Source organism: Cohnella yongneupensis, from assembly GCF_042655785.1.
Lineage (GTDB): Bacteria > Bacillota > Bacilli > Paenibacillales > Paenibacillaceae > Cohnella > Cohnella yongneupensis.
In genome coordinates this window covers 1-1208 of the sequence record NZ_JBHSNC010000033.1, presented here as the reverse complement: position 1 = coordinate 1208, position 1208 = coordinate 1, and the positions used below count along the sequence as shown (strand labels likewise).

General features: G+C 42.6%; 1 protein-coding gene. It reads left to right on the top strand.

The window, feature by feature from the left end; genetic code table 11:
- The first annotated feature begins 261 nt into the window (after nucleotides 1–261).
- Nucleotides 262–930 (top strand): carbon-nitrogen hydrolase family protein, encoded by a 669-nt coding sequence (locus ACFPQ4_RS11000; RefSeq protein WP_378111907.1) that lies wholly within the window; start codon nucleotides 262–264, stop codon nucleotides 928–930.
- Nucleotides 931–1208 lie beyond the last annotated feature (278 nt).

The window sequence follows — 1208 nt, the reverse complement described above, 5'->3', positions numbered from 1 at the left end:
AATGCAAATCTAGAAGTTAAGAAGGAATGGATTAGAAGATTGCAATGGACATTAAATACAAATTTTATAGAGTGAATTCAATGAAGAGGGTCCTTCACATAACACCATATTCACGCTTCGGGCCATTCGGCCCTCGGTCCGGCAGAAGTTAGAAGTGGATTCGGAGAGGTATCTCAGCAGCGGGAAGTAGAATCAGCCGGACACATCCGCACCACCTAACCGCATCGCGGCCGCCCTTCGGGCTTAAGGTGGTAGGACGTCGTGAATACAACAACGTTATCAGAAAGTCGGGGAAATTCACAAAATCGGAGAGATGAGATGAAGATTCTAATTGCACAACCTCAATTAGAGAAAGAGCTCAAACAACTTGAACATGAGATTAAGAATCACCGTGATGTTGATATAATCATTTATCCAGAGGGATACATAAACCACAATATTGAACTCGCACGTGAGTTGGCTAGAAACTATTCAAAGATCATTGTTTCAGGACATAAGCTGCCAAAAGATAGAGCCATAATCATTAGTCGTGAAGGTGAGCTACTTCTCGATCGTGCGAAGTATGACAAGTCGACACTTGTAGAGGTTGATAGTCTTGTAATTGGAATGATGCTATGTGATGAAATCGTAATTCAAGGGATGTCAGGTCTTGAACCGACAAAGATAGACTTAATTGTTCACCCAATTGGTGTTGGAATGTTCAGTGAGGAACAGTTCGACGAATGGACATCTGAGGCCAGGAAGTATGCAATTGAATATAAGACGATGGTGATTGGCACGAGTCATGCAGATGGTTCATTTGGAGATAGTGATATTTCAATCCCGATCGCCTATTGTATTGATAAAGACGGTAAGGACATTTTTATATCCAAGAATGATACTCGAACAAGAATTGTGAATTATGAAACAAGACATGTAAAAACGATTTAAGATCTTATTGATAGTATCTCAAGATGCCCCGACCTTCTGATAACACCATATTCACGCATCGGGCATTCGCCCTCGGTCCGGCACGAAGTTAGAAGTGGATTCGAAGAGGCATTTCAGTAGCATGAAGTGTAATCAGCCGAACACATCCCACCACCTAACCGCATCGCGGCCGCCCTTCGGGCTTAAGGTGGTGGGACGTCGTGAATACAACAACGTTAACTGAAATCTCCGAGAGCGTAAGGGCATCCAAGATCGATTAATGAACAAGAATATTAAAC